We start from the raw sequence: 23,111 nt of genomic DNA on the forward strand, positions 1-23,111 counted from the left end.
CGTGCTAGGTTTCCTTGGGCAAAGTCTGCCCACGTCACTTTGGAAACCCCGTCCCTTCAATGGGACCCTGCGCCCGGTTTGGAACGATGCGAGCCCCCGTCCGTCCCCCTCGAAACACTCGACGCAGCACTGGCCATCGGCCCGGCGATGCGGTCGCTGCGTTTCTACGCGGGCGGCTTGGCTGGCAACCGGCCTGGGGCCTGTGGCTGGCGGCCTTGGTCCTGTGGTCCTCCAGCACCGGTTGCTCGACGATCCGCTTGCCGCAGGTCGACCCCACCGGTGCCTGCTTGTTCGCGCCGTATCCCCAGTACAGTACCCAGCTGAGCCCGAACTGTGGCTGCGCGAATTGTTTGTCCGGCATCGGCGACTGCATCGCGCGGCTGGAACAGAAGAAGCAGAGTTGCCTGCGGTGTTTGACCAATGGCGGATGCGCGTGCGGCCTGGGCGGTTGCCTGGCGGGCATGCTGCCCGAGCCGGCTTTCCCCGAACCGGCCACGCCGCCGCCCTGCACGCCGCTAGACAACCCCGCTCAAGGGCCCTCGGTCTGCATCCCGGCACCAGGGTGTGAAGCCTGCGCCGATGGTCCGCCGGCGGTCCTGTTGGGCTGCGAAGCCGATCCCAAGAACCTGCACAAATTGCCCCGGCGCGGCAAACGCGGCTGCATCCTGTTATCACCCCAGCGGGTCGTGGCTCCGGTCGGTGGCGAAGTGCTGCTGCTGTCCGGCGTGTGCGGCAACGACGGTTATCTGATGCAGCGCGAACCGCTGGAGTGGATGCTGACGCCGGAGAGCGTCGGACACATCATCGATGTCGGCGACGACGACCCCGGTCTGATTCATCGGCTGGCCAAAACCCCCAAGGTCGACAAACGCAGCGGATCGTATGCTCGAGGCGTAACCAGTACGAAAGTCTCGTTGATCACGCGCGGCAACAAAGACCTGCGCGACGATGTGCGGCTGGAGAAAGGCCAAACCTGGATCTCGGTCAGCAGCCCCACCGAAGGGACCAGCCGCGTGACCGTGCTCGCGCCCGAGAGCGAATGCTGGGACCAACGCAAAGCCACCGCTACGATCTACTGGATCGATGCGCGTTGGCAGTTTCCCGGCCCGCAGGTCTTGCTGGCCGGAACGCCGGCCGTACTGACGACCCGCGTGACGCGCAGCGAAGGCACGGTGCCGGCCAAGGGCTGGATCGTACGCTACGAGTTGATGAATCCGGAAATGGGTACCTTTTATTCCAGCGGCACGGCCGTGGACGAGGTGGTCGTCGGTGAGGACGGCAACGCTTCGATCCAATTGGTTCCCAACCAGGACGTGTCGGGAACGGCCACTGTGGCGGTGACCGTGATTCGGCCGGCGGGCGAAGCGGACAACATGCCGCGGATGACGCTGGGCCGGGGACAGACGACGGTCACCTGGAGTGCTCCGCAGCTGCGGGTCCGCGCCGGTGCGCCGGCGGTGGCCGGGTTTGAGCAGCCGTTTACGGTGGCTTGTGAAGTGGCCAACCCCGGCAACTTGGACGCGACGAACGTGTCGGTCACGATGGAGCTGCCGCCGGGGGTGAGCGTCCAGGCGATGGACTCGTTCGCCCGTCAATTGGGCAATCAAATCGTATGGGAAATCGACAGCATCCCGGCTCAACAACAATGGGAAATCCAGGCTTCGCTCTCCGCTCGCTCGAGCGCTCAATTCCATTTCCAAGCTCGTGCGGATCAGAACCTGTTCGCCGAAGACTCGGTCCAGGTCGACATTTTCCAGCCCTCGTTGTCGCTGGGCATCCGGCCGGTGATCCGTTCGGGCGATCGAGCTCAGGTGGGCGACCCGGTGACATTTAACATCGACGTTACCAACACCGGCGAGCTGCCGCTGGAGAACGTCCAGCTGGAGTCGATGGGCGATGCCGCGATGCTGCACCAGCAAACCAATGCTCGGCAAGCCTTCAAGGACAAGACCGATGGCCCGCTGCAGCCGGGCGAGACCTGGAAGGTGGCCACGACGTACATCCCGATCGAGCCGGGGCAGCGGTGTCTGAGCGTTACCGCGACCGCCGATGGCGGTCAATCGGCCAGTGCGGACAGCTGCCTGACGGTGATCAACCCGGTGCCCGTCACCCCGGCGGTGAACGTCGTGATCGAAGGCTCGCCGGCGGTGCTGGCCGGCGACGACCGCGTGTACTTCCGGTACCGCGTCACCAATACCGGCCGCGAACCGCTCTCGGACGTTCGCGTCACGACGGCTTACCCGCCGCAGCTGGACGTTCTGGAAGCCACGCAGGACGGTTTCGACGGCAGCGAACTGGCCCAGTACAAACTGAACTGGACGATTCCGCAGATCGCGCCGGGCCAGCAGGCCGTGGTCGAGGCGCGTTTCCGGGCCCTGCAACCGGTCAGCGGCGGATTGATCGTGCTGTCGGTGGCCAGTGCCAACGGCGCCAGCGCCAACGACCAGTACCGCTTTGACATCTATCCGGCGGCCAGCCAGCCGCCGCCCAGTCGCCCCGTTCCGCCGCCGCTGCCTCCGGCGCAGCCCGCGCCCGGAATTCCGGCCGGCCCGCCACTGACCGCTCAGCCACCGGCTGCGACTCCGCCGGCCACTTCGCCCTCGGACCGCAACCCGGCACCGCCCCTGCCGGCCGACACCGGTTCGCTGCAGTTACAATTGGTGGGGCTGGATAATCCGGCGGCGGTGGGCAATCCGATCCGCTTTCAGTTGGTCGTCAGCAACCAGCGAGACATACCGGACAGCGGCGTGCAAATTCGCTTTCCGCTGCCGGCCGGAACCCGGATCGATCGCGTGGTCCAGACGATGAACCCGAGCGGCGAAGCGATCACCGAGCGGGGCGGGATGATCCAGTTGCCGGAGATCCGGCAGTTGACCGCTCGCGAATCGCTGACCTACACGATCGTCTTGATCAGCAACCAGCCGCAACAGATCCGCTTCGAAGCCCAGGCGTTCAGCCGCCTGCAGCCGGCCGGCGTCGCGGCGGTCGAAAGCGTCAGCGTCCTGGCGCGGTGAACGTCGGCAGGAGTTAGGTCCAGCAGATCGGTTCGCGTCGCTTTCCAATGGACGGCCGGTCAAAGCCTCTACGTAGTGGCGACCGCGATGCACGCTATGGGGACCTTGCCCTGTCCCCTTGGGCCCTGTCCTCTTGAGTCTTTATTCCTCCTGCATCTCGTCGTCGTCGTCGTCGAGTTCCGGCTCTTGGCGAAGATCCTGGCAATAGTCGCTGAGTGTTTGATCGTGTTCTTGTAACAGGCACGACAAATCGGAAACGCGGTAACAGATCTGGGTAACCAGCCGTTCGACGTCTTGCGCCGAGTTCAAGCCTGCTTCGCTGGCTTCTTGGACCAATTGCCGGATGGCCACACGAAAAGATTCGGCCGGAGTCGATGCGTCAACCACGGCGATTGCCTGGTTCGCCCCTTCCACTAGGTCCGCCGCATCATCGCTGTCTACCTTCAACGTTTTGGCAACCTTCGTCAGCGGCCAGTTCTCGTTGACGGCGCGGCGCAGGAGCTTCGCGTCGTTGGGCATTAGATCTTCATAGCGAACGTGTCCGATCCCGAGATGGTCACGGTAATTCGCAAAGCTGTAACCGAAAATTTCCGCAGCCAGTAAATGATCTTTAGTGAGTTTTCCCAGAGTGCCCTCCTGTTCGCGTTGCACACATCGTAAAACCGACTCCATGCAGTAGAACTCGTTCTCGATCGTGTCGGCGATGCGGAAGGTAGTGAATAAGTCCAACCAACTGTCGGCAACGTGTGCTGCTTCAAGGGCCCGGTAAGCGTATTCCGTCCAGTGCGCAAACGCCGCGGAGCGATGTTGTCCGTCGTATCCGGGGATCCGAACCTCGAACGGCACGGGCGTGCCTTCCTCCAAGGCGAGACGAATCTTCTCTGCCCAGGCGATGGCTTTGTGGATGCTGTAGCGAACTCGCTTTCGTGTCATTGTTTCTCTAATCCGCCTGCGATCTTGGGAACGCGCAACGTCGCGAGGGAACCCACTGACGCAGCGTTGCGCCTTCGCGACTTTGTAAGAGACTACTTCGCGTGCGGCGAGGCGGCTTGTTCGGCGCAGGATCGCCGCCTCGCCTTTGGAGCCCGTGCCGCTTAGCGCGATACCCACTGGGGTTCGGGTTCGATTTTGTCGGCGGGTTGTCCGCCTTGATCCTTGCGGCCGCTGCCCTCGAGGCGGCTGATCACGCGCACCGTCATGTCGTGGTCGCAGTTGATCTGGCAGCTCAAACGGACACCTGGTTCGGTGATCCCGCGCGCCTCGAGGGTCTCTTTTTCGGCGGCCGTCATCTGCTCGGGTTCGCCCTCGACGAACTCCACGCGGCAGGTCGTGCAGCGGGAGTGACCGCCGCAGGCGTGCAGTTGGTCGGTGCCGGCTTCGTCGGTCAAGGCGTTGACCAGCCGCTTGCCATCGGGCACGTCAAATTCGCCTACGTCTTGAACGGTTAACTTCGCCATGTTGTCGTATTTCCTTGGGTTTTCTATGAGAAAGCGAGTCCGAACGCTTCGCCACGCCGCTTCCAAAAACGGCTCGACGACCAACAATTTAACGGTTGTGAAGCACGGTGTCTGTGCGGTTGACCTAAGGTGTCCCGCGGCTCGCCAATACTACTAGTGTTCGGCAGGCACGGGCCGCTGGCAGCAGGTCACCGAGGTGGGCTGCAGCGATTCGGTGCCACCGCGAGGCGGCGACAAACGATTTCGGGATTCCTCCCGGAAAAACGGTTGATCCAAGCCCCCCAAACCGCTAGTATTCGGGTGTTCACCAAGTGTGGTTCGCCTGTGCGGGTGGGCGGATCGGCCGCGTGGATAGGGCTGGAAAGTTGGTTTTCGGTATCGGTTTCGGATGGTCCGCTGGCTAGGTGGGCCCACAAGCAAAGGGATTATCAGTTATGGCTAAGAAGAAAGCGACGACAAGCGGCGGGCGATCCAAGTCCAAGTCGGACGGCACGGATCCGAATCTGAAGGCGATCCTGGAACGCGAACCGGGTCTGAAGACGACGCTGCAGCAGATCGATAAGACGTTTGGCGACGGGGCGATCATGCCGCTGGGTGCCAGCACGAACTTGGCGATCGAAGGCATCCCAACCGGCTCGCTGAGCCTGGACATGGCGTTGGGCGGTCAGGGCATCCCGCGAGGCCGGATCATCGAGGTCTTCGGTCCCGAGTCCAGCGGTAAGACGACGCTGGCGTTGCACGTGGGAGCCGAGGCGCAGAAGAAAGGCGGGATCGCGGCGATCATCGACGCCGAGCACGCGTTTGACCCCAGCTGGGCCAAGAAGCTGGGGGTGGAGCTCGACACGTTGTTGGTCAGCCAACCCGGCAGCGGTGAAGAGGCGATGCAGATCTGCGAGATGCTGGTCAAGAGCAACGCCGTCGACGTGATTATCGTCGACTCGGTGGCCGCGCTGGTTCCCAAGAAGGAACTGGAAGGCGAGATCGGAGACAGTCACGTCGGTTTGCAGGCTCGGTTGATGAGCCAGGCGATGCGGAAGTTGACCGGTGTGATTGCCAAGAGCAAGTGTGCGGTGATCTTCATCAACCAGATTCGTGAAAAGGTCGGGGTGATGTTTGGCAGCCCGGAAACCACTCCCGGCGGCCGTGCTCTGAAGTTCTACTGCTCGTGCCGGATCGACGTGCGACGCATCGGAGCCCTCAAGGATGGCGACGAACAGGTGGGCCAGCGGGTCAAAGCCAAGATCGTCAAGAACAAAGTGGCCCCGCCGTTCCGAGTCGCTGAGTTCGACATGATGCACAGCAATGGCATCAGTTACGAAGGCGACGTGTTGGACCTGGCAACCACCCACAAGGTCGTCAACCGCAGTGGAGCCTGGTTCAAGCTGGGCGATACCTACCTGGGGCAAGGCAAGGAGAAGGCGCGCAACTTCCTGATCGAGAACCCTGAGATCTGCGAGTCGATCAAGCAGCAGGTCATGGAGGCCGGTGGTTTCGCCGGACCGATCGAGGAGGGCGAGGCGGTCGAGGCGGACGACGATGGAGTTGCCGATGAAGAAGCCGTCGGCAACAGCTGATCGCTCAGCGCCGGCTCGGTCGGATGCGGGTACCGATCGGGCTGGCCACGGTTCCACACCGCCCGGTGAGCGAAAACCACCCGGCGGTTCCGAAATGGCCGGCGACCGCGACGCGCCCGGCGACCACGACGCGCCCGGCGACCACGACGCGCCCGGCGACCACGGCCGCTCGTCGGTCGGGGGCGCCGGTCGATACGTGGTGCTGCGACATACGGTGCCACCAGCACCGCGTTCGGTATCGACACCGCGCCAGATCGCTGGGCCGCAGTCGAGCGGCCCGGCGTCGGGCTCAGAGACAACCGCACAGGCGGGAGGCTTGGCTCCGGGGCGTCAGTCGCATTACGACGTGATGTTCGAGACGGCCGGAGGTCTGCTGACCTGGGCCGTGGCCGCGGTGCCAACGCCCGCCGCAGAGGCGCTGGCGGCATTGGAGTTGCCACTGCACCGCACGGAGTATCTTCAGTACGAGGGCCCGATCTCGCGCAATCGAGGTGAAGTGCGGCGGGTCCAATCGGGCACCTACTGGCTTTGCCAACCGGTCCAGGCGGACTGGTCGCCAGCCCGCCGGCAGCGGCGCGTTCACGCCGCGGATTTTCACCTTTGCGGGACGCTTCCCGAACCACAGCAGTTGGCCGGTCCCGAACCGCAGCGGCTGTGTTTGCGCTGCCGCAGCGACGATCGTAGCGTCGATCAATTGGTGGTCTTGGAGCGGCTGGACCCCGGTGGCTGGGAGCTGCGATCCTTTGCGTGGACGCCCATGTAACCGACCAGTTCCAGCGACGCCAGATAATACACCGGCCCCTGCGGCTGGAACGCGTGCACCGCGTCGGGTCCGGTGTGTCCGGACATCGAGAGGATGCCTGATTCGAGGTCGACCGATTCGATGATCACCGGCGCGTTGACGTATTTTTCGTGTTCGCGAGGGATCGTAATGAACGCCACCGGAGCGTCGTCCAGGGAGTCTTTGTCCCACAGCACTTCGAAATCGCTCTTCGCCGCTTCACGCGAGATGCCCTTGGCGAATCGTGAGATCGGCAACGGCAGGCGTCCGGCGCGCAGGTTCTCCAGCCTCACGGCCAGGACGTTGGGTTGTTCGGTCAGTTCGACTTTGATTTCGAACGAGACGATCGTGTCGATGTGGTTCTTTTTGTAACGGGCGGCGGCCAGGATTTTACCGTCTTCGATGGCGACCCGCGGCTCGTCGACACCCGGGGGCAGCAGTTTCGGGAACTCGGTCGGCAGCACGCTGATCAGCCAAGCGTTGATCTGATCGTCGGTGAACTCCGCGCGCCAGCCGCCTTTGTGCTGGACGTCTTCTTGCAGTTGTTCGACCTGTCGCTGCAGTTCTCGGCTGACCATGCCCGCATTGTCCGGCGCGGCCGCTCGAGCGCGTTCATAGAACTCGGGAACAGAGCGAGTTTGGCGGTAGGCCCAGAAGGCCAAGCACGCGGCGATCAAGCCCAACAGGAATATGGTGCTGGCGATTCGAGAGATCCATCGTCGCATCAAGAAAGCTCCCTAGGAACGGAATTCGCTTGTCTTTAAGTGTACCGGTTACGACAGCGGCCGCCATTTCGCCTACGCAGTGTTAAAATCGTATGGGCGAGGGTAGCCAACCTTTGACGCGCTCGGCAATACCAGGCGCAGGGTTGTCCGGGGGGCTCGCCACGGGCTCTTCAGCCCTGCTCTGCACCGTGGCTTTGACGGGAACTCGCAGGTTCATCAGGTAGCGTCCCCAGTGCGAATCGAACAGTTTCGCCGCCGCCGTCAGGTCCTCCTGGCGGATCCGCTGTACGGCCAGAAACACTTGGCTTTGCAAGCGCGATCGCTCGGCTTCGGTCAGGAAGAAGTCGTACAGTTTGACGTCGTCGATCCAGATCTGCCCGGGGCTGAGCAGGTCGATCGTCAGCCGCAGGTCCTCGATCGTGTCGCCGCCCAAGTCTTCGACTTCCAGCCACAACGGTTGCGGCTGCCACTGGCCATCCGCGGCCGGAGTGACCGTGACGCTGCGCCGCAGCGGACGGCCGCGGCTCTGGCCTTCGATCCCGATCCGGAGGGTCGGTGGATCGGCGCCGGATTGTGTTGCGGGACAGCGAGCTTGCAGCGATACGGCCAGACGTCCGGTCGTGGGAGCTGGAAACGGAGTGCTGACGATCCAGGTTTTCGCGCTGGCGCCGGGACGGTTCGTCAGCAGTACACAGTAATCGTCGTCACTGCCGCCGGAGGCCAACTGGACCGAATCGGCCGGATGTTGGGCATGCATCCAAGCGGGAATCGCGCGCGGTGCGGTTTCGGCGAAGGACGCATTGGCCAGTTCCGGGTAGATTCGCGGATCGGCCAGCATCGCCACGCGGGCGGCGAGGTTTTGGACGCTCTCGCTCAACTGATGCAGGAATTGGTCGCCACCTGGCGGATGTTCGCTCCAGCGACGAATCGACGCTGGGCCCTCGATCTTCAGTGCCGCCAGTTGGCCGGGCTGCAGCATGATTTGCCAGCGCTGGCCAGAGAACGACGAATCCGCTCCCGAGGCCGTGGGGCCAGCGGGCAACGATACCGCTTCGATCGGTTGGGCGAACACTACCTGTAATACGGTGGGCCAGGGAGAAACGTTCACTGCGGCCACATACGTGTGGTCGCGGTGAACCGATTTTCGCAGCCGCACGCAGGACGTCGCCTCGTTACCGCCGGCAACCGGTTGCATGACGCCGGCGGGCAAGGCGGCAAACGTTCGCAACGTTTCGCGAGTCGCATCCTCTTGGCCCAGGGCGGGACCCCAGCCGCCCACCGCCAGAACCTGCGCGTCGAACCCGTCCAGGCTGCGGATCAGTTGATGTCGATAACGTTGGGCACTCGGCACGGCATGGGTGTACCAACGCCGGCGACCGCCAGCGAGTGCTGGCGGACCGCGGTTCGAGAGGTCGGCGTTGCGGGTTTCCTGGGCGGGCCGATAGATCAGTGCGCCGGCCGCGCGAGCGGTAGCCAGTTGCCGATCCCATTTGGACGATTCGTTGCGACGCGCATCGGCAGCTTGCTGGACCACGTCCCGGAACACGGCTTCGCGAATCAGCCGCAGCGGGACGACGTTCTCGCACTGGCCGATGCGTTGCCAATCCAGTCCGGCCTGGTAGTCATCGACCACCGACCCGGTTCGATCGGCCGCCAACAGCAACAGGGGGCGACCGCCGGTGCGGGCGGCTTGTTGGGCGTACAGTTCGGTTAATTGTTCAGCTCGCCAAGCGGCAAAGGCTTCGGCCCCTTCGGCCTGCAACCACGACTTCAAACGCGCCGGATCGCTGGGGACTTGCGGGTGTTCGGCTGCAAAGCGAGCCAAGGTGTCGGCGTCCTGAGTCCACCGGGCGTCCGGCAACTGGACGTGGGTGTGGGGGCCCAGGTGCAGGCCCACGCCGGCAAAGCTGGGGTGGGCCTCGTACCGCCGGACCAGTTCTTCGGTCGCCTCGAGCAAGGTTTGGCGGACCAGCGGATGCAGGGCGTTGTAGTAGGGAACGTCGGCGGCCGACGCATCGGGTTGATGCCAGTAGGCGCGGCCGTGGATGTCGATCGGTTGGACACCGGCCGGCGCGCTGCCGGTGCGAAGCGTCGCTTCGATAGCGGGCAGCGGCGTGGACCATTCCACGGCCGGAACCAGTCGTAGACCCGCCCGGTCGAACAACCGCATCAGCAGCTCCAGCACGTCCTTGGACACCGGATCCTGGCCGGTCGAGGCGAACAGACCACTGTCGAACCGAGGCGTGGTGTGCAGGTGGGAACTGGGATACAGCCCACCGCCGTCGCTGGCGACCGTCACGATCGCTCCGTTGTAGCCGGCCCATTTCACATAGTCGACCAAGCGGTTTCCGGCGACCAAAAACGTCTGCCAGTCCTCCACGACCAGCGTGCTGTCGGCATCCAGATGCCCGCCGTCGCCAAAGAACTCCGGCAGCAGCGGCTTGTCCAAATACAAAGCGGCCAGGCGGCCTAGCGCAAGATCCGCCGAACCGGCCGGCGACGAGACATCGGCCGAGGCCGCCCCGCCGGTTGAACGTAAATCGTCGACCAATCGCAGAGGACCGGCTTCGACGGTGATCGATTCAAAGCGGACCGGTTCGTGCGCGTCTTGGTTGGTCAGGATCAGGTAGGGGCGACGGTCGTGAGGCCAGAACACGATGCGGTGCTCGGCCCACGGCCTGTCGGAGGTCGGATCGACGGCCACCGACGCGGCGACTCCGGAATCGGTCCCCAAGGGCGGCAGCGTGCCGGACGCATCCCGCTGGGCAATGCTGATCCCCAACTGCATCGATTGGCTGCGCGGATAGCGTACGGTGACCAGGTGCGGGCGGTTTAGATGTTCGATCGGCAAGGGCGAAGCGTACCAACCGCCGGGAGCCAACACGGCGATGGGTTCGCCCGCATGCAGCTCTTCACCCAGTGGTCCGCTGGCCGTGGGTTCTTCATTCTTCCAAAGCCCTTCGGCGACGCCCGGCAGCAATCGCGGGATCGACCAACTGCGGCGCAGCGGCTGGATCTTGCCGATCTCTCGAAACGGCCGAGCATCGGTCGCCGGCGTTTGCGCGGCCAGTACCGCGACCTGGACGCTACGCGAGGCCAGCGTCTTTTCGCCGCGGAGGGGACTGAGGTCGGTTTTCAGCAGATCCAGCGCGGAAGCTCGACGCCGTACGCAGCTCCAGTGCAGGTCGTACGCGCCTTCCTGCTCGGGAAGAACCAGGTCGTCGATATCCAGAGGTGGCAGCCGGCCCTGCTCGTCGGCCACGATTTCCCACGAGCGTTCGGCGACGACCGTACCGCCGCGAGCATGCCGCACGGTCAATCGCGTTTGCAGCGTCTCGCCGGCTTGCAGCTCCTCGCTGGGGCGGACCGACAGTGTCAGCGGCGCCCGTTCTCCGGTCCAAAACACCAGAGCGGTCCGGCGGAAATCTACGTCGATCGCGTCGCCGGGCGCGCGGCGGATCGAGATGCGGCCGTGACCGGACACGTCGATCTGCTGGGCCGCTTCGCCGATCGCCGCTAGCGACAACGAATGGGTGATCGGCTGCGGCGGCGAACCGGCGGCGGGGACATCCGAGGCTGGAGCCTCGGCTGCGGCAGCCTCGGCCGCTGAAGAGGGCGTGGTCGGCACCAGCTCACACACCAGCGTCGCGTTCGGATCGGCTTGGAGGGTCACGTCAAACGCCCCCGCCGGGACGCGGCTGCGGGGGGCGAAACGCAGGGTTTGTTGGTTGGCATCGATCGCGAAAGCCCCGGTGGTATGGGGCGACAGGCACAGGTTCTGCACCCGGTCAAAGCGGCCGCCGGCGCATCGCAATCGCAGCGCGACGGGTTCTTCATCGGCCAGCGACCAACTGATGCGAAGCCGCAGGTTCGGCTGCGAGGCGGCCGCGGCTGGCGCGGCCGCTTTGGCAGGACCGTCGACGGCAGCGGCGGGACCGCAGGCAAGAGCCCACAGCAGCGCAGCGAGAACCATCACGCCGATGCGTGCAGACACAAGCAAGCGAGGGTACAACGGCGGACGTCCTTGTCCGAACATAGCTATCGCGGTTCCTTACAGGCCAATCGTCACCCGCGCCCGACCTCCGCAGAGGTTTCTGACCTCCGCAGAGGTTTCGTGGCGTCATGGGAATGCCGTTGATCCTAGAGCCGCAGCCGCGCCGGCGTAAACCCGAATTCCGAATGCTCAGCAGTGGCATAGGCTTCCAGCCTGTGTTTTGGCACTTCACAGGCTGGAAGCCTATGCCACTGAGTAGCTCGGCTGTCCCAGCCGAGACCGTGTGCTGCTCTTCACAGGCTGGAAGCCTATGCCACTGAGTAGCTCGGCTGTCCCAGCCGAGACCGTGCGCTGCTCTTCACAGGCTGGAAGCCTATGCCACTGGACCGCGTTACGCCTCGGCGGTTTCGGTGCAAGCGGACCGGACCGGCGGACGGCCGATGCTGTGATACGCGAAACCGCGCTGACGCATCTGCTCCGGTTCGTACAGGTTGCGGCCATCGAAGACCACGCGGCCGTTCATCCGTGTCTTCATCTCGTCGAAGTCCGGGTTGTGGTAGGACTTCCATTCGGTATTGATGGCCAGGGCATCGGCGCCGTTCAGGGCATCCATGGCACTTTCGCAGTAGATCAGCTTGCTGCCGTAGATTTCGCGGATGTTCTCGGTGGCTTCCGGATCGTGCACCTGGGGCTGGGCACCGCGTTCGATCAAGTAGTTCAGCAGCGTCAGGGCCGGAGCTTCGCGGATATCGTCGGTCCGCGGTTTGAAGGCCAATCCCCAGACGGCGAAACGTTTGCCGGCGATGTCGCCTCCGAAGGCGTTTTCGATTTTTTCGACCAACACCGTTTTTTGATGCTGGTTGACTTCGTCGACCGCATCCATGATCCGCGGGTTCAGGCCCAGGTCACGCGCCATGCTGGCCAGGGCTCGCACGTCTTTGGGAAAGCAGCTGCCGCCGTAGCCGACGCCCGGGAACAGGAAGGCAAAGCCGATCCGTTGATCGTGACCGATGCCCCGGCGCACGTCGTTGATATCGCCGCCCATGCGTTCGCACAGATTGGCCATTTCGTTGATGAACGAGATCTTCGTGCTCAGCAGCGCGTTGGCCACGTACTTGGTCAACTCGGCCGACTGCGGGCTCATCGCCAGGAACGGCCGGTCGGTTCGCAGGAACGGTCGGTACAGTTCGTTCAGTACTTCGGCCACTTCCGCGCGGCGCACACCCACGACCACGCGGTCGGGCTTCATAAAGTCGTCGATCGCCGCTCCCTCTTTGAGGAATTCGGGGTTGCTGGCCACGTCGACGTCGCGGCCCAGCAGACCCTGCAACCGTTCGTAGATGAACTGGTTGGTCCCCACCGGCACCGTACTCTTGGTTACCACGATGGCATCATCGACCAGGTGGGGAGCCATTTGATCGACCACCGCTTTCAGGGCCGTCAGGTCCGCCGAACCATCGGCCGCCGGCGGGGTGCCCACGGCCAAATAGACGATCCGCGAGCTGCTGACCGCTTCGCCCAGATCCGTGGTGAATGTCAAGCGGCCGGATTCGGCGTTGCGGACCACCAATTCGCTCAGACCGGGTTCGTAGATCGGAATCTTGCCACGCTGCAAGCCAGCGATCTTCGCTTCGTCGATATCCACGCAGACCACATCGTTGCCGCTGTCGGCGAAACAGGTCCCGGTGACCAGACCCACGTATCCTGTGCCAATCATGGCAATTTTCATCGCAGTAAACTCCCTAACCTTTGGGCACCGTGTCGCGCCGCCGAACCGATCAAGACCGAGAAAAGATTCAAACCACAGATTGTAGTTGGAATTTCGGACCCGCAAGCCGAGGGGGACGTTGCCGGGCCTATTTTTTTGCAGCCCCGTCGCTGAAGTCGCCAGGCTTTGGACGGACGTGCCCACGCGATGGCTGCCCCGTCCAAACTCTGCCGAGTTCAGCTACGAGGATCTCACAGGCTGGTCGCCTCGGCCACACGCTTTACGCGTTCGCGCGGCGGCGGGCGGGTTTGGCGATGACCAACACCTTGGGCACACGGCTGCCGCCCCCGTGAAAGGTACGACGGCCCTGGATGTAGTGGTCGAACGCGAACTGGCCATGGCCTTCCGGGCCGCCGGGCGAACAGCGGAGGATCGCCGGGTGGCCGCATTCCGGGCAGCGCACCCGCAGGCCGTGACCATCGAGCAGCGCGTGCACGCTTTTGACGAAGCGCCGATTCTCGCTCAGCGAGCCGAACGATTGGCCGGCCATCGAATGCAGGTAGGCCTCGATCGCCAGTCGAATCGAGCGCTGGTACCGATTCAGCTGCATCGTCAGCTGTTCCAGCGCGTCGTTTGCCGCTGCCATCGAGGCCGTGGGCGCGTTCATCGGTTTCGTACCTTGTCGTTGCCGGCCGTTGGAAAGGAGGCTTTGTGACGACCGCTGCGGCGGGAAAGTTCCCCCGCCAGCGGCCTCCGATGACGACTTTATTTGCCGTTTTTTGAATTTGGCTCGCCAGTACCGGTATTTTATACTAAAAGTATAGGAACTTGCGTCGTTGTTAGGAAAAGAGGGATTTTGCCGTTTTTTCCTGCGGAACCATTCGCGGCGGCCGGGCGTCGGATCTTCGGTCACCGGCCAACACACTACGACCGGAACAATTGCTATCGCCTCCCCTACTAGCGGTAAGTTTGCCGAGAACTGCAGCGTTCTCTATGGCTGTTGCCTGGGGAACTTAATAGCCTTCAGCACAGATCCCTCTTGGCTCTTCCATGGCCCTGGAACGTTGAACGAAGCATGACGGTCAATCAGCAAACGATCGAAGAAACCAAGCAACAGATTCGCGTCTTAGTGAATGAGATTGCGGCGTTGACCAAGGGAGGGGCGACGGCGGAAGAGTTTTTCCCCGAATTCCTCCAGCGTGTCATCACGGCCCTGGCGGCCGTCGGCGGCGCGGTGTGGCTGATGGACGAGGACCAACAGCCGCGGTTGAAATACCAGATCAACGTCGGTCAGTCCTTGCTGGAAGACGACAGCAACGACGCGATCCAGCACAACCGGCTGATCAACCGGATCTCGCGCAGCGGCCAGTCCTTGATCGTTCCGCCCTACAGTGGCACGGCCGACGGCGACCAGGAAGGCAACCCCACGCGGTACCTGTTGGTGATCGCGCCGCTGAGCCACGACGGCAAGACCGACGGGTTGATCGAAGTCTTCCAGCGACCCGACACGGCGCCCGAAACGCAGAAAGGTTACCTGAAATTCCTCCAGCAGATGTGCGACCTGGCCACCGAGTGGCTGCGGGGCCAGAAGTTGCGGGTGTTCAGCGACCGGCAGGTGCTGTGGCAGCAGGCCGACTCCTTTGCCCGGGCGGCCCACGAATCACTCAACGCCAAACAGACCGCCTACATCATCGCCAACGAAGGACGCCGTCTGATCGGTTGCGACCGCGTCAGTGTGGCGATCAAGAAAGGCCGCAAGTGCAAGGTCCAGGCGATCAGCGGTCAGGACACGATCGAAAACCGCTCGAACATCGTCGCCGCGCTGAACCTGTTGTCCACGCGGGTCGTCGCCGCCGGCGAGCCGCTGTGGCACGACGGCACGACCGAGGACCTGCCGCCGCAGATCGAAGAGGCTTTGGAGGACTATGTCGACCAGTCCTACGGCCGCAACATCGCCGTGCTGCCCCTGCGAGAACCGCAGCGGGACGACAGCAAGGAAGAAAGCGGTGCGGCCGGCTTGGTCGATCGCGACAACGCCCATCGTGGCGAATTGATCGGCGCGTTGATCGTCGAGCAGATCGAAACCGACCTGCCACCGGACGTCTTCCGGGCCCGCGTGAATCTGGTCTATGAACACGGCACCCGGGCGCTGGCCAATTCGCTCGAGCACAGCAATCTGTTTCTGATGCCGCTGTGGCGAGCGATCGGTAAAGCCACCTGGGTCCTGCGAGCCCGTACGTTGCCCAAGACGCTGGCCATCACGGGCGTGATTCTGGCGGCCATCCTGGCACTATTCCTGGTGCCCATGGAACTGCAACTGGAAGCCGAAGGGACGCTCGAGCCGGATGTCCGCCAGCAGGTGTTTGCCAACGTCGACGGCGAAGTCCTAGAGGTGTTGGTGGGACATAACAGCCTGGTCGAAGAGGGGCAGGAACTGGTTCGTCTGCGCAATCGAGACCTGGAGCTGCAAGTGGTCGAAACGATCGGCCAGATCAATACCGCCAACGCCGAGCTGGATCGAATCACCGGCGTCTTGACCAGCAACAAAGATCTGAAACGCTCCGAACGCGATCAATTGATCGGCGAACGGGCCGAAGCCATGATCCGGCTGAAGAACCTGCAAGAAAAGTTCGACCTGCTGGACGAAAAGCAAAAATCGCTGGTCGTCCGCAGCCCGATCGCCGGCACGGTGCTGACCTGGGACGTGGAAAAGAATCTGTTCAGCCGGCCCGTCAGTACCGGACAAGTGCTGTTGGAAGTCGCCGACCTGTACCAACCGATGCATCTGGAACTGAACATGCCCGAGAAACGCATGAGTCATCTGGATGCGGCGTTTGAGAAAGCCGGCGAGGACCTGCTGGAGGTCGAATACATCCTGGCGACCGACCCCGATACGACGCTGATGGCGACCCTGCTGCGCAGCGAGATCGAACTGCGGGCCAAGCCCGACCAGGAAGAAGGCAACACCGTGACCATGCGAGCGATTCCCGACAACGAAGCCCTGGTGGCCATGCGACCGCGTCCCGGTGCCAAAGTGATCGCGGACGTTCAAGCCGGCAAGAAGCCTTCGGGTTATGTGATCTTCCACGAGGTATATGAATGGCTATGCAAATTCTTCTTCTAAATACGAGCAAACCTACCATGCGAACGCTGACCGCCAGCCTGGTGCTTGCCCTCATCGCCGGAGGCGAATTGTGGGCTCAGAACACCTTGCCTCGCCGAGCGGTGCCGCCGTCGAACACGCCGGAAGCCGTCCCGGGTGCGCAACCGTTGATGGCCGAAAGTTGCTTGGTCAAATGGATCCACAGCGCCCGGATCCCCGCCCAGGTCGAAGGCGTGCTGACGGAGCTGAAGGTGGAAGAAGGCCAGGACGTCGAAGCCGGCCAGTTGATCGCGGTGATCGACGACGAACAAGCGAAACTGATGTTGGCGCTGCGCGAAGCCGAAGAGATGGAGGCTTTGTTGACGGCCGAAAACGACGTCAACCTTCGCGACGCGGTGGCCAGCGAAGCCTCGGCGCGGGCCGAATATAAGAGCTACGAAGAACTGCTCAAGACCGGCTCGATCCCGTTCTGGGAAGCCGAAAAGAAACGGCTGGACGCCGACCGCCAAAAGCTGCGGATCGAACTGGCCGAACTGGAATCCAAACAGGCCAAGACCACCTTGATCGCCAAGAAACGCGGCCGCGAACTGGCTGAGTTGGAAGTGGAGAAACGGCAGGTAAAAGCCCCCTTTGCCGGTTACATCGAAACCCGCGTGGCCCAACAGGGCGAATGGGTCCAGCCGGGTTCGCCGTTGTTGGAAGTCGTGAAGATGGATCAGTTGCGCGTCGAAGGGGACGTCGATGCCCTCAAGTACCCGCAAGCGGTCGTCCGCGGGGCGCCGGTCAAGGTGTATGTGAAGACCAGTGCCGACAGCAGCGACGCCAAAGTGTTTGACGGGCGGATCGGGTTTGTCAGCACCCAGATCGACTTGGCCAACCGCCGTCGCATCTGGGTCGATATCGAGAATGTGCGGCAAGGCGAAGACTGGCTGATCAAACCCGGCATGGAAGCCACGATCGTCTTCCAGAACGTTCCCGAACTGGCAAGCCGCTGATTCATGACCACCCTTGCAGACAGTCTGGTCAGCAGCTCGTCACGGCCGCTGACGGTGCGCAAGCGCCCCGACCTGACTCATAATCGCCAGCTGTACCAAGGCACGGCGTACTGGGTCATCAAGGAACCGGTGGGGCTGCAGTACTTCCGCTTCCATGAAGAGGAATTTTTCATCCTCAATCAATTGGATGGCCACGTCAGTCTGCAGCAGATCAAGGACGGTTTCGAGCAACAGTTCGCGCCTCAGAAAATCACCTTCGGCGACCTCCAGCAGTTCATCGGTATGCTGCACCGCAGCGGGCTGGTGATCAGCAACGCTCCGGGGCAGGGCAAGGCCCTGGAGAAACGCGGCGCCACCAAACGCCGCAAGGAACTGGTCGGTAAATTCACCAACGTCTTTGCTCTCAGGTTCCGCGGCTTTGACCCCGAACGGATCCTGAATCGCATCCTGCCCTGGACCGGGTGGCTGTTCACCATCCCCGCCTTGATCTTCTTCGTGGCGTTTGGGTTGTCCGCCCTGTTGCTGTTGGCGATGCAGTACGAGACGGTCTACGCGCGGCTGCCCACGTTCCAGCAGTTCTTTGCCGCCGATCGGTGGCTGTACCTGGGCGCGACGATGGCGATCGTCAAAGTCCTGCACGAATTCGGACACGGGATCAGCTGTAAGAAGTTCGGTGGCGAATGTCACGAGCTGGGCTTCATGCTGCTGGTCTTCACCCCTTGTTTGTACTGCAATGTCTCCGACTCGTGGATGTTGCCCAACAAGTGGAAACGGGTATGGATCGGCGCCGGCGGGATCTACGTGGAAATGATCCTGGCCTCCTTTGCCGCCTTTATCTGGTACTTCACCGAACCGGGCCTGCTGAACGACCTGTGCCTGAACATGATGTTCCTGAATGCGGTCAGCACGATCCTCGTCAACGGCAACCCGCTGTTGCGCTTCGACGGCTACTACATCCTGATGGACATCCTGGAGATTCCCAACCTGCGGCAGAAGTCGACCGAGGTGCTGAAGCGTTGGTTCCAGCAAACCTGTCTGGGGCTGGAACTGCAGGAAGACCCGTTCTTGCCGCAGCGCAACCGTCTGTTCTTCGGACTCTTTACGGTCGCTTCGGTGATCTACCGCTGGGTCGTGGTATTTTCGATTTGTTGGTTCGTCATCAAAGTGCTCGAACCCTATGGCTTGCAGATGATCGGTCGTATGGTCGCCGTCGTCGGTTTTGCTGGCCTGATCGCCCAGCCCGTTATCCAAACCTACAAGTTCTGCCGCACCCCCGGGAGGTTGGCCAAAGTGAAACGCAAACCCCTGTCCATCACTCTGGCGGTGGTCGCCGGGATCATTGGGTTTATCTGCCTCGTCCCCTTGCCCCACCACATCGATAGCGCGTTCGAAATCCAGCCTGCCGAAACGGGTAATGTGTACGCCAATACGTCCGGCCGGATCATCAAAACCGTCGAAGCCGGCCAGCGGGTCGAGCAGGGCGATATCTTGGCGGTGCTGGAAAACCCCGAACTGCGGATGCAGAAGGTCGAGCAGACGGGCGAGTGGGAACAGGCCACCAAGCGACTGGAAAACCTGCGTCTGCAAAGCCGCCGTGATCCTTCGCTGGCTTCGCGGTTGCAGACGCAAACCCGCCTGATCTCGTCGCTGGCGCAGATGGTCGACAAGACCGAAGAGGAACTGGAACGGTTGACGATCCGAGCACCGCGAGCCGGGATCGTCCTGCCGCCGCCGGACAAACCGCAGCGCGACGACCAGTCCGGCATGTTGCCCGATTGGCACGGTTCGCCGCTCAGCGAGCACAACCGCGGGGCCTGGCTCGCGCCCGATACCCTGCTGTGCCAAATCGGTACCTCCGATTCCCTCGAAGCGATCCTGATGATCGACCAGGGCGATATCCAATTGGTCGACGTCGGCAATGCCGTGGACCTGAAATTGGATTCGCGAAAAACCGACACCTTCAGCAGCGAAATCGTGGAACTTTCCACTCAGAATCGCGACTATGTTTCGTCCAGTATGTCCAGCCAAAGCGGCGGCGACCTGGAGACGGAGGTCGATCCGGAGACCGGACAAGTCAAACCACGCAGCGTTTCCTACCAGGCCCGGGTGCCGTTGGTCGATACGGGGCTGCCGATGCGGCTGGGCTATCGCGGCTCGGCCAAGGTCCACACCGAAAACAAGACATTGCGCTGGAGATTATGGCGGATCATCGTCAAGACCTTCAATTTCGAACTGTAACGCCTGACGCAAACTACCCAGACAACGCGTTTTAATCCTCTAGTCGGTGTGGTTCGTCTTTTGTCGCGGCAAAACCCGTTTTGCCTGCCCGAAGCGAGTTGCATCCCCCCTATCGAACAGTAACACTTACACACGCTATAGCTGCCGAGCCCGCCTCGATCTTGGATCCCGTTGGATCCTGTGTTCGGCGGCACCGGTTAGCCCGATTCACATAGACCTTTTCTGCCGGTGTTTGGCACCGGCGAATTCGCCGGTAGACTTTTTTCCAGGAGAGTATTTGATGGCCGACGCTGAGAGCAAACCTGAAGGCGCTAAAGCCCCCGCCGCTGGCAACCAGCCCGCGCAACAGGCTCAGACGCAACAACCCGTTCAGGTCCAGGTGAACGACGATCACGCCGTCGCGACCTACGCCAATTTCTGCCGCGTTACCGGCTCGCCCGAAGAGCTGATCGTGGACTTCGGCCTGAATCCTCAGCCGGTTGGAGTGCCGAAGGATCCGATTCAGGTCAAGCAGCGGATCATCGTCAACTTCTACACCGCCAAGCGTCTGCTGGCCGCCCTGCAGATGTCGGTCGCACGTCACGAAGCCGTGTTCGGTGTCTTGGAAACCGACATCAACAAGCGCGTCCGTCCGCAAGCCGGTGGCCCCGGCGGTCCCGGCAACCAAGGTGGCCAAGCCGCTTCGGGTGGCCAAGCCCAGCAAGGCGAAGCCAAGCGATAGTAGCGCGGCTGTCCATAGTAGCTCGGCTGTCCCAGCCGAGAACAGAAAAGCTGCCAACACATCAAGCCGGCGCACCCGTTTATGCGGGCACGCCGGCTTTTTTTCGTTTACCACGCATCACCCTCCCACCGGGAGGGTCGGTCTCTCAGGACCGGGGAGGGCCTAGCGCCGGCTCAGATTCTCCATCGTGCGGCTGGCCGCTTGACGATGCTGTTTGATCGTCGCCAAGCCGTCCTGCAACACTTGCCGCAGCTCGGGGTCGGCGTGGTCGATGGCCACTTCCAACGCGGCCTGCTGCTGCAGGTGAGCCGCTTCCAGCATGCCGACCCAGGCCGCATCAAACTCTCGGCCTTGGCGGCGGTCGAGATCTTGACGAGCCAGTTCCGCGGTGCGGCGGACGATCTGTTGATGCAGCCGGACCGCGGCAGCGTCCGGTGGTGCGATCCGGCCGCGGCGGCGTGCGTCATCGCCGAGGTTAGCATCGACGGCTTCTCGGGTCGCTTCGGCCGCGTTCTGTCCGGCTTCGGCGATGCGTTCGACGCCATCTTCGATGCGGTCGCCCAGTCGCTCCAGGGGGCGAACCACTCCGTCGGCTGCACGGCGTGCGTCTCGGCGTGCTTCGCGTGTCTCGCGAATCTCTTCGCGAACTTCTTCACGCTCGTCACGAACTTCCTGACGCCTTTCCGCGTTCGCTTCGGCTCGGGCCACCGTGGGATCGGTGCTGCGACTGACCGTGCCGGGCCGGCGATCGCGGTGGGCCTGCAGTTGTTCGATCAGACGTTCGTGATCGCGAAGCACGGTTTCGGCCAACTGGCGGACTTCGGGGGTTTTGCTGTGCTGCAAACCGTAGCGAGCCAATTGCTGCGTCGCCTGTTGATCGCTCAACAGCCAACCGACCAGGACGTGACGGCTCGGCTGGCCGGGGCGTACCGCCGCGCCGGCATCCCCGCGCACTTGAACGTCCACATCCGCTCTGTCCGGCCGGTTCGGCGTGAGCCGTTGACCGGGCGCGAGCGGTCGGCGACGCGGCTGGTCGGATTGCACCTGCACGCCCGCCTCGCCGCCCACTTCCACGCGTGTGCCATCGGCTTCGACCTCAACCCCTTGGCCCATCGCCGGCAGAGCCAAGGCGCCGCCCAGCAGGGCGGCGCTTGCGCAAGTTAAAAGACGTTTCATCGGGAAAGTTCCTTGTTGGTGTTTGACATTGCGCTGCGATCGACATCGCCGCAGCCCGCACAAAACCACCTCCAAGTGCATTTCACGTACCGAAAGTTTCGTCTCGCCAGCGGATGCGAAGCCGGCTGAAGGACGCATAGAAGCTGAAGGGCGCATAAAAAAAGCCACCTCACGCGGGAAGCGTGAGGTGGCCGTAGGTAGCGGAAGAGGGACTCGAACCCCCGACACGCGGATTATGATTCCGCTGCTCTAACCAGCTGAGCTATTCCGCCAAAAATCTTGGTCCGGCAAAAACCGGGTCCGCCACGGCCTTCTAAAGATCCCATGACAGATATCGTCCGCGACGCGAGAGAAATCGTTCATCTACTGAATGATATCATTCACCAAATGACGGTTTTCTGGCACGCACGGGTTCGCGGCGCCGTGGCGATTACTCTAGCATCGGCCAACGACTGCTCAGATTTTAGCCGAAAGTCGCCCGCTGAAAAGCGGTTGTAAGAGACGAACCGCTCGGTGGCTGACTTCGTAACACCCTGCACGAGCTCCGCCAAGCCGTTTCGGCTGGCGGTTGGGCTCTGCGGTTTGCCTTCCACAGTGGATTTCGCGTGCCGGGGCTCCCGCCGCATGGCCATGTTGAGCCGGGTCGGGACGCCGTTATATTGAGGCCCTTGCTGCTGAACCCTCGCTGCTAGGCATGTCGGCACGGCCCTCTCCGGACCTGAGAGCCCGACTCTCCCAGAGGGAGAGTGATATGCCCAAGTATAGATTGCGACGTGTTGAGACCCCCTTTTTGCCCCTTTTACTTGCTTTCTGCTGAGCTACATGAGCGAATCGAAAACGCCTGCCAAAGCGATGATCGAGGCGGATCATCTGAGCAAATTCTACGGGCCGTTCGCGGCCAGTCGCGACGTGACGTTCACGGTTCGCGAAGGGGAATTGGTCGCTTTCCTCGGCCCCAACGGCGCCGGCAAGAGCACCACGATGAAGATGTTGACCGGGTACATCGCCCCCAGCGAAGGGACGGCCCGGATCGCCGGTTACGACATGCTGAGCCAGCGGATCGAGGGCAGCAAGCACCTCGGGTACCTGCCGGAGAACGGGCCGCTGTATCCGGAAATGACGCCGATGAGCATGCTGAGCTTCTTTGCCGATGCTCGCGGGTTGTCGCCGGCGTATCGCAAGGAACGCATCGAAGCGGTGGTCGAAATCTGCGACTTGTCGACCGTGATGCACAAGGCGACCAGCAAGTTATCCAAGGGGTTCAAGCAGCGTGTCGGGATGGCTCAGGCGCTGTTGCACGAGCCCGACGTGTTGATCCTGGACGAGCCCACGGCGGGTCTGGATCCGAATCAGATCCGCGAAGTTCGCCGCACGATGCGACGATTGAGCGAGACCAAGACGATCCTGCTCAGCACGCACATCCTGCAAGAAGTCGAAGCGATGGCCGACCGGGTGGTCATGATCAATGAGGGACGTGTGGTCTACAACGGCGACGTCGACGGCCTGCGGGAGCTGGGCACCGACCTGAACGACGCCTTCCACAACCTGACCGGCCAGAAAGCGGCTCAAGCGTCGTAGATTGGACGGCCCCATCGAGCCCGGTTGCCGGCGGGGTGATTCTCCCG

The 23,111-nt window shown here is 62.6% G+C and carries 15 protein-coding genes and 1 tRNA gene; 8 read left to right on the forward strand and 8 right to left on the reverse strand.

What is annotated here, in order from left to right; genetic code table 11:
- Window positions 1-59 precede the first annotated feature (59 nt).
- Window positions 60-3,014 carry a COG1470 family protein gene (locus tag GE027_RS23035; protein ID WP_153556531.1) on the forward strand — a complete coding sequence of 985 codons (2,955 nt, stop codon included), beginning with the start codon at window positions 60-62 and terminating at the stop codon, window positions 3,012-3,014.
- A 141-nt stretch (window positions 3,015-3,155) separates the two neighbouring features.
- Here GE027_RS23035 and GE027_RS07295 read toward each other — a convergent pair whose 3' ends face one another.
- Window positions 3,156-4,124, reverse strand: a complete 969-nt coding sequence (locus tag GE027_RS07295) for a hypothetical protein (RefSeq protein ID WP_153556532.1) — start codon at window positions 4,122-4,124, stop codon at window positions 3,156-3,158.
- Window positions 4,109-4,471, reverse strand: a complete 363-nt coding sequence (locus GE027_RS07300) for a 2Fe-2S iron-sulfur cluster-binding protein (RefSeq protein WP_153556533.1) — start codon at window positions 4,469-4,471, stop codon at window positions 4,109-4,111. The genes GE027_RS07295 and GE027_RS07300 overlap by 16 nt, the downstream gene beginning before the upstream one ends.
- A 434-nt stretch (window positions 4,472-4,905) precedes the next feature.
- Here GE027_RS07300 and recA point away from each other — a divergent pair, with 434 nt between their 5' ends.
- Together recA and GE027_RS07310 are read left to right on the forward strand one after the other, a co-directional pair.
- On the forward strand, window positions 4,906-6,045 hold the full coding sequence (gene recA, locus GE027_RS07305) for a recombinase RecA (RefSeq protein ID WP_153556534.1): 1,140 nt from the start codon (window positions 4,906-4,908) through the stop codon (window positions 6,043-6,045).
- A gap of 94 nt (window positions 6,046-6,139) precedes the next feature.
- Window positions 6,140-6,808: a DNA polymerase ligase N-terminal domain-containing protein gene (locus GE027_RS07310; RefSeq protein ID WP_153556535.1), complete on the forward strand. Its 669-nt coding sequence runs from the start codon at window positions 6,140-6,142 to the stop codon at window positions 6,806-6,808.
- Here GE027_RS07310 and GE027_RS07315 read toward each other — a convergent pair.
- The 4 genes from GE027_RS07315 to GE027_RS07330 all read right to left on the reverse strand — a co-directional run bounded on the left by GE027_RS07315 (window position 6,736) and on the right by GE027_RS07330 (window position 13,920).
- On the reverse strand, window positions 6,736-7,551 hold the full coding sequence (locus GE027_RS07315) for a hypothetical protein (RefSeq protein ID WP_153556536.1): 816 nt from the start codon (window positions 7,549-7,551) through the stop codon (window positions 6,736-6,738). The genes GE027_RS07310 and GE027_RS07315 overlap by 73 nt on opposite strands.
- An 82-nt stretch (window positions 7,552-7,633) precedes the next feature.
- Window positions 7,634-11,545 carry an alpha-amylase family protein gene (locus tag GE027_RS07320; protein ID WP_153556537.1) on the reverse strand — a complete coding sequence of 1,304 codons (3,912 nt, stop codon included), beginning with the start codon at window positions 11,543-11,545 and terminating at the stop codon, window positions 7,634-7,636.
- A gap of 391 nt (window positions 11,546-11,936) precedes the next feature.
- A complete protein-coding gene (locus GE027_RS07325; protein ID WP_153556538.1) occupies window positions 11,937-13,274 on the reverse strand; it encodes a UDP-glucose dehydrogenase family protein in 1,338 nt (445 codons plus the stop codon).
- Window positions 13,275-13,533: 259 nt separating this feature from the next.
- Window positions 13,534-13,920 carry a hypothetical protein gene (locus GE027_RS07330; RefSeq protein ID WP_237607363.1) on the reverse strand — a complete coding sequence of 129 codons (387 nt, stop codon included), beginning with the start codon at window positions 13,918-13,920 and terminating at the stop codon, window positions 13,534-13,536.
- Between the two features lie 408 nt (window positions 13,921-14,328).
- On the opposite strand from GE027_RS07330, the gene GE027_RS07335 reads away from it, so the two are divergent.
- From GE027_RS07335 to GE027_RS07350, 4 genes are all read left to right on the forward strand, one after another.
- Window positions 14,329-16,377 carry an efflux RND transporter periplasmic adaptor subunit gene (locus GE027_RS07335; protein WP_153556539.1) on the forward strand — a complete coding sequence of 683 codons (2,049 nt, stop codon included), beginning with the start codon at window positions 14,329-14,331 and terminating at the stop codon, window positions 16,375-16,377.
- A 17-nt stretch (window positions 16,378-16,394) separates the two neighbouring features.
- Entirely contained in the window at window positions 16,395-17,351 is a 957-nt protein-coding gene (locus GE027_RS07340; protein WP_162006613.1) for an efflux RND transporter periplasmic adaptor subunit, read from the forward strand.
- 3 nt (window positions 17,352-17,354) lie between these two features.
- The gene (locus GE027_RS07345) at window positions 17,355-19,589 is read left to right on the forward strand and encodes a hemolysin D (protein ID WP_237607364.1); all 2,235 of its coding nucleotides are present in this window, start codon (window positions 17,355-17,357) and stop codon (window positions 19,587-19,589) included.
- A 280-nt stretch (window positions 19,590-19,869) separates the two neighbouring features.
- The gene (locus tag GE027_RS07350) at window positions 19,870-20,310 is read left to right on the forward strand and encodes a DUF3467 domain-containing protein (RefSeq protein ID WP_153556541.1); all 441 of its coding nucleotides are present in this window, start codon (window positions 19,870-19,872) and stop codon (window positions 20,308-20,310) included.
- Between the two features lie 162 nt (window positions 20,311-20,472).
- On the opposite strand, the gene GE027_RS07355 is transcribed toward GE027_RS07350, so the two are convergent.
- On the reverse strand, window positions 20,473-21,486 hold the full coding sequence (locus GE027_RS07355; RefSeq protein WP_153556542.1) for a DUF4142 domain-containing protein: 1,014 nt from the start codon (window positions 21,484-21,486) through the stop codon (window positions 20,473-20,475).
- Window positions 21,487-21,684: 198 nt separating this feature from the next.
- A tRNA-Met gene (locus GE027_RS07360) sits at window positions 21,685-21,758 on the reverse strand.
- A 550-nt stretch (window positions 21,759-22,308) separates the two neighbouring features.
- Between GE027_RS07360 and GE027_RS07365 the strand changes: the two genes are divergently transcribed.
- Window positions 22,309-23,064: an ABC transporter ATP-binding protein gene (locus tag GE027_RS07365; protein WP_237607365.1), complete on the forward strand. Its 756-nt coding sequence runs from the start codon at window positions 22,309-22,311 to the stop codon at window positions 23,062-23,064.
- Window positions 23,065-23,111 lie beyond the last annotated feature (47 nt).

The organism is Roseimaritima sediminicola (assembly GCF_009618275.1).
In the GTDB taxonomy this organism is placed as follows: Bacteria; Planctomycetota; Planctomycetia; order Pirellulales; family Pirellulaceae; genus Roseimaritima; species Roseimaritima sediminicola.